We start from the raw sequence: 4,226 nt of genomic DNA, 5'->3' as shown, positions 1-4,226 counted from the left end.
ATGCCGAATATGTCCGCCGCAACGACTATGAGGCCGGCATCGAACTGGTCGGCAGCACCGAGAACGTGGTGATGACCCGTACCTTCTCCAAGATCGGCCTGGGTGGCGCGCGGATCGGCTGGATGTATGCGCCGATGCATATCGTCGACGCCATCAACCGCGTGCGCGGTCCCTTCAACGTCAATGCGACGGCGATCGAGGCCGGTATCGCAGCCATCCGCGACCGCGCCCATGTCGAGCGCAGCGTGGCGCACAACGAGACCTGGCTTGCCTGGTTGAGCGAGGAATTCACAAAGCTCGGGCTGCGGGTGACACCCAGCGTCGGCAATTTCATCCTCGTTCACTTTCCCGAGGACGAGAAACATTCCGCAGCGGCGGCGGACGACTATCTGACGGCGCGCGGCTATATATTGCGGCGCGTTTCGGGCTATGGCTTTCCCAACGCGTTGCGCATGACCGTCGGCACCGAAGAGGCCAATCGCGGCGTTGTCGCCGCTCTCACGACATTCCTGAAAAGCTAGAGACCATGACATCACCGATGTTTGAAAAGATCGCGCTGGTCGGCATCGGCCTGATCGGCTCGTCGCTGGCCCGCGTCATCCGCCGCGAAGGTCTCGCCCGTCACTTGGCCATTTCGACCCGCAGTGCGGCGACGCTGGCGCGAGCCGAGGAGCTTGGGCTGGGCGATAGCTATACCACCGATGCGAGAGAGACTGTCCACGATGCCGACCTTGTCATCATTTCGGTGCCGGTAGGCTCATCCGGCGCGGTTGCCGAGGAAATCGCGCCGGCGCTGAAGCCGGGTGCGATCCTCACCGATGTCGGCTCGACCAAGGCGTCTGTCATCGCGCAGATGCAGCCTTATGTGCCTGAAGGCGTCCATTTCATTCCCGGTCACCCGCTGGCGGGCACGGAAAAATCCGGCCCCGACGCCGGTTTCGCCGATCTGTTCGACAATCGCTGGTGCATCTTCACGCCGCTGCCCGACACCGACCCGGACGCGCTGGAGAGGCTGTCGGAATTCTGGCGCCGCTGCGGTGCCAACATCGACACGATGGACCCGCAGCATCACGACATGACGCTCGCCATCGTCTCGCATTTGCCGCACATCATCGCCTACAACATCGTCGGCACCGCCGATGATCTGCAGTCGGTGACCAAGTCCGAAGTGATCAAATATTCGGCTTCCGGCTTCCGCGACTTCACCCGCCTTGCCGCCTCCGACCCGACCATGTGGCGGGATGTCTGCCTGCACAACAAGGACGCCATTCTCGAAATGCTGGCGCGGTTCTCGGAAGATCTGGCGTCGCTGCAACGCGCGATCCGCTGGGGCGACGGCGAAAAGCTCTTCGACCTGTTCACCCGCACCCGCGCGGTGCGCCGCTCGATCATCGAGGCCGGCCAGGACATCGACGTGCCCGATTTCGGCCGCCAGGCCGTCGAGCATCCCGCGAAGGGCTAAGTCTGTTTCAGGCTGGCCAGGTCTGCGCAACCATGGCCAGCGTCTCGGCCCTATCCGGCGCGCCCAGCCTGCCGCCGAAGCGCAGGCATTTGAGCGCCGCGGCCGCACTGGCAAAGCGCAAAGCCTGCTCGACCGGCATGGCTTCCGCCAACCCGACGGCGAAGGCGCCGTGGAAGACATCGCCGGCGGCGAGCGTATCCACTGCCTTGATCCTCGGCGCCGCGACATGGCGCACACAGCCTGCGCGACGGTCGTGCCACCAACAGCCCGCCGCGCCGCCGGTTACCGCGACAAAGGCGTCGGTGCGGCTGGCGAGATCGGCGCAAGCCGTTTCCGGATCGAGCGCCTGGCCGCAGACGATACGCGCCGCCGGCTCCGAAGCGACGATGTGCGTGGCGAGCGGCAACAGCTGTTCCAGAACTTCCAGCGGCGCGGTGTCGGCATCGAGGATCGCCGGACGCCCAACGGCGCGTGCCGCCTTGAGTGCCAACGCTGCCGCGCCCGGCCAGCGGACATCGACCAGCACGGCGTCGAATGCCGTGAGGTCGGCGACCGGCAAGACTTCGGGATCGGCCTGGGCCAGCCTGTCATAGAACGGCACGATGATGCGCTCGCCATGCGCGTCGACCAGGATCGAGGCCAGCGCCGAGCGGGCGCCTCTGACGCGGCGCACAAAGGTGCAATCGACGCCTTCGGCCTTGATGCCGGCGATGAGTTGGTCGGCGACGGCATCGTCACCCGCACTCGCCCACAGCGATACCTCGGCCCCCAGGCGATGCGCGGCGCAGGCAGCACTCGTGGCCATGCCCGAGGCAATCTGGACGCCGTCGGAGGCAATGAACTTGCCTTGATGCACAGGCAGTGTCTCGACGCGCAGGATGGTGTCCAGCGTCAAGGCGCCAACGCTCAGCAGCTTCACGGGTTTTGCCATGGTTGAGCTATTCGACCGGCTTGATCTTGCCCAGCGGAATGAAGCCGAGCGAGGCCTTGCCCCTGACCACCTTCAGCGGCATCGACGGTTCGTTGCCGAGCACCGCCAAGGCAGAAAAACCCTGCTCGATCTGGCTTTTCTGCTCGGGTATGGCGGCGCCGAGGATGGCCGCCACCGCCTTCGGGTCCTTCAGCCTGATCATCAGATCGGCGTTGACCAGGCCCTCGGCATCGACGGAGAGCGGTCCCGAAACGGTAATGCGCGCCGTGCCCGACGACAGGTCAAGGTTGCGGATTTCGATCGCCTGGCCACGAAGGCTCTTCACCTGCGTGCCGATCAGTGCGACGCCGTTCTTCAATGTCACATCGCCGCTGGCATCGAGCGCCGGAAGCACGCGCCCTCCAATTGCGTCGGGGTCGATCTCGAGATCGCCGAAACTGCCGAGATAGTCGATATCCTCGCCGTTGGGCTGCAGCTGACCCGATGCCTTGCCGGCGCTGAACAGTTGCACCGGATCGGTGTCGTCGGCCGGATCGGTCTGGCCGGACAGGCCCTCCGCCTCCAGCGAGATCCGCTGCGGCAGCGGCCACCACAATTTGAAACTGGCCTGCAGATTGTCCCAGTCGATCCACAGCGGCACCATGTCCGGAACGGAGGTCCTGAGCGGGCCGCGCAGATTGGCAACCGGCGACAGAGGCTGGATGATCTGGGCGGCCGCGTTGAAACTGCCGGCTGAAGCCGCAATGTTCCTGGCATCGTCCTCATAGGCGAGGTTGTCGCAGGAGACGGTAAAGCTCAAGGGATAGCCGCTGACCTGGAGATTGGCACAGCCGGCCTCGACGCCATTCTTGTTGAGCGTGGCAACCGCCTTGTCGGCCTCGCTCCTGACGCGGTCGGCCAGATAAAACCAGCCGCCGCTGTAAAGGGCGAACAGCACGACGATGAACGCTGCAAGCCAGAACAGGCGGCGACGGTTACTTGGCTGGCGTTCGTCACTTGACGTCATGCTTTGGCTCTCGTTAACGCATGGGTGTTGCGGACGGGTGGTCGATTCCGCCAGGTAGGCAGACGAATAGTTAGACGGGACGGGCGGAAAAAACACCGGTCCGGGTGCGGTGTTGGCATCTTTTGCAATCAGGCGCGGCGATATGGGCGATTTTTGGGTGTTTGGCTATGGCTCGCTGATCTGGCGGCCGGGATTCGCGCATGTCGAAACACAGCGTGCCCGCCTGCATGGCTACCGGCGCTCGCTCTGCGTCTATTCCTTCGTGCATCGCGGCACGCGCGAGCGGCCGGGGCTGGTGCTCGGACTCGACCGTGGCGGGTCCTGCGTCGGCCTCGCATTCCGCGTCCCCGGCGACTTGCGCGACGAGGTCATGGCCTATCTTCGCGAGCGCGAACTGGTCACCAATGTCTATCTGGAGCGCATGCTCAAGATTCGCCTCGACGGGGGCGATACGGTCGACGCCGTGGTCTACATCGTCGACCGCCAGCACGAGCAATATGCCGGAGCGCTCGACGCGGCGGATGCAGCGGCCGTGGTGCGCGGCGCGGTCGGCCAGTCCGGCAACAACGAGGACTATGTGCTGAGCACGCTTGAGCATCTCGAGGCACTGGGCATAAGCGACCACTGGCTGGAGGATGTCGCCAGCCAGGTCGCGCCTTTGTGAAGCTGGCTCTGCGGAAAAAGGCGGCCAGGCCTTTGACCTCGTTCAGGCAAGACCTAGGTTAGGCTCCGACCCTCAGCCCGCGGCGCCCTTTGCCCGCCCAATCATCCCGGAGATCCGCCTTGCAGAAACGTCGTCTCGGTCGCACCGACCTGTCCATCGCGCC

5 protein-coding genes are annotated in these 4,226 nt (G+C 64.7%); 3 read left to right on the top strand and 2 right to left on the bottom strand.

Annotated elements, in window-relative coordinates:
- Window positions 1-521, top strand: a 521-nt coding sequence (locus EN750_RS20915) for an aminotransferase class I/II-fold pyridoxal phosphate-dependent enzyme (protein ID WP_127397518.1), incomplete at its 5' end; no start/stop codon positions are given.
- Between the two features lie 5 nt (window positions 522-526).
- A complete protein-coding gene (locus tag EN750_RS20910) occupies window positions 527-1,462 on the top strand; it encodes a prephenate/arogenate dehydrogenase family protein (RefSeq protein WP_189526354.1) in 936 nt (311 codons plus the stop codon).
- A 7-nt stretch (window positions 1,463-1,469) separates the two neighbouring features.
- Here EN750_RS20910 and EN750_RS20905 read toward each other — a convergent pair whose 3' ends face one another.
- Window positions 1,470-2,393: a sugar kinase gene (locus EN750_RS20905; RefSeq protein ID WP_127397516.1), complete on the bottom strand. Its 924-nt coding sequence runs from the start codon at window positions 2,391-2,393 to the stop codon at window positions 1,470-1,472.
- A 7-nt stretch (window positions 2,394-2,400) separates the two neighbouring features.
- A complete protein-coding gene (locus tag EN750_RS20900; RefSeq protein ID WP_127397515.1) occupies window positions 2,401-3,399 on the bottom strand; it encodes a DUF2125 domain-containing protein in 999 nt (332 codons plus the stop codon).
- A 142-nt stretch (window positions 3,400-3,541) separates the two neighbouring features.
- Here EN750_RS20900 and EN750_RS20895 point away from each other — a divergent pair, with 142 nt between their 5' ends.
- Window positions 3,542-4,063 (top strand): gamma-glutamylcyclotransferase, encoded by a 522-nt coding sequence (locus tag EN750_RS20895; protein ID WP_127397514.1) that lies wholly within the window; start codon window positions 3,542-3,544, stop codon window positions 4,061-4,063.
- Window positions 4,064-4,226: the final 163 nt, after the last annotated feature.

Origin of the sequence: Mesorhizobium sp. M7A.F.Ca.ET.027.03.2.1, assembly GCF_003999175.1 — a bacterium.
Classification (GTDB): Bacteria; Pseudomonadota; Alphaproteobacteria; order Rhizobiales; family Rhizobiaceae; genus Mesorhizobium.
Note: the sequence above shows the minus strand (reverse complement) of the source record. Positions and strands in the feature narration are given on the sequence as shown.

Bases quoted from the DNA above. Each gene is read 5' to 3' on its own strand.
- EN750_RS20910 (WP_189526354.1), top strand. From the start codon at position 527: ATGACATCACCGATGTTTGAAAAGATCGCGCTGGTCGGCATCGGCCTG.
- EN750_RS20905 (WP_127397516.1), bottom strand. From the start codon at position 2,393: ATGGCAAAACCCGTGAAGCTGCTGAGCGTTGGCGCCTTGACGCTGGAC.
- EN750_RS20900 (WP_127397515.1), bottom strand. From the start codon at position 3,399: ATGACGTCAAGTGACGAACGCCAGCCAAGTAACCGTCGCCGCCTGTTC.
- EN750_RS20895 (WP_127397514.1), top strand. From the start codon at position 3,542: ATGGGCGATTTTTGGGTGTTTGGCTATGGCTCGCTGATCTGGCGGCCG.